The organism is Pseudomonas sp. PS02303, from assembly GCF_029959925.1.
Taxonomy (GTDB): Bacteria; Pseudomonadota; Gammaproteobacteria; order Pseudomonadales; family Pseudomonadaceae; genus Aquipseudomonas; species Aquipseudomonas mandelii.
Genome location: NZ_JASCOM010000530.1, coordinates 1 through 1156, shown reverse-complemented (window position 1 = coordinate 1156; position 1156 = coordinate 1). Strand labels below are relative to the sequence as shown.

The 1156-nt window shown below is 58.7% G+C and carries 1 protein-coding gene; it reads right to left on the bottom strand.

What is annotated here, in order from left to right; genetic code table 11:
* Positions 1–79: 79 nt before the first annotated feature.
* Positions 80–844 (bottom strand): GntR family transcriptional regulator, encoded by a 765-nt coding sequence (locus tag QMX98_RS34695; protein ID WP_010456474.1) that lies wholly within the window; start codon positions 842–844, stop codon positions 80–82.
* Positions 845–1156: the final 312 nt, after the last annotated feature.

Genomic DNA, 1156 nt, shown 5'->3' with positions numbered 1-1156 from the left:
GGCAAGCCTCGCTCCTACAAGGGCTTCGCGTTAAACCTGTAGGAGCGAGGCTTGCCCGCGAAGGCCGCACCTCGATCTTTCAGAGCTTGACCGCTGGCCGCCCTGGCTTTTTGGTCTGCAATAAATGCGAGAACACCGCATGCAAATCATCCGATGCGCTTTCCTCGTCGAGGTTGAGTTTGCTGTCGATGTGATCCATGTGATGCATCATCAGGTTCACCGCCAACTCGCCGTTGCGCGCTTCGATGGCGTCGATCAGTTGGGTGTGCTCGTCGTAGGAACAGTGGGAGCGGTTGCCGCTTTCGTACTGGGCGATGATCAACGACGTCTGGGACACCAGGCTGCGCTGAAAGCTGATCAGCGGCGCATTCTTCGCCGCTTCCGCCAGCTTCAGGTGGAATTCGCCCGACAGGCGGATGCCGGCACCGCGATCGCCACGGGAGAAGCTGTCGCGCTCATCGTTGACCATTTGCCGCAACTCGGCAATCTGCTCGGCAGTCGCGTGTTGAACCGCCAGTTCAGTGATCGCCCGCTCCACCAGACGCCGCGCCAGGAACACCTGACGGGCCTCTTCAACACTGGGGCTGGCAACCACGGCGCCACGGTTCGGACGCAGCAGCACGACGCCTTCATGAGCCAGGCGCGACAGCGCACGGCGAATGATGGTGCGACTGACCCCGAAAATTTCCCCCAGCGCTTCTTCGCTCAACTTGGTGCCGGGCGCCAGACGCTGTTCGAGGATGGCCTCGAAGATATGCGCGTAGACAATATCGTCCTGGGTACCGCTGCGGCCGGCTTTGCCTGCTCGCGGTTGTTTCTTTAGGGGCTGCAACTGTTCGTTCATGGGCACTCGAGTCGGGAGAACTGCGGCGAATTGACCGTGACTGTAATACGGCACAGTGGGTCGCTGGCAAGTATCGCGTAATAAACAGCGCGATTGTACACAATGGATGGTGGCAACACGACTGTACGGCTGTTTGTCGCGTCTGCTGTATCGCAACGGTTGGTTACTTTTGAGTTTAGGCTTGAATCCATAAATTTGAGATCCGTACAAACTCAGTGGCGAGGGAGCTTGCTCCCGCTGGGCTGCGAAGCGGCCCCAAAACCAACCTGATCGCAGCTTCAATCAAAACGTGTCAGCAGGGTTTACGACGGC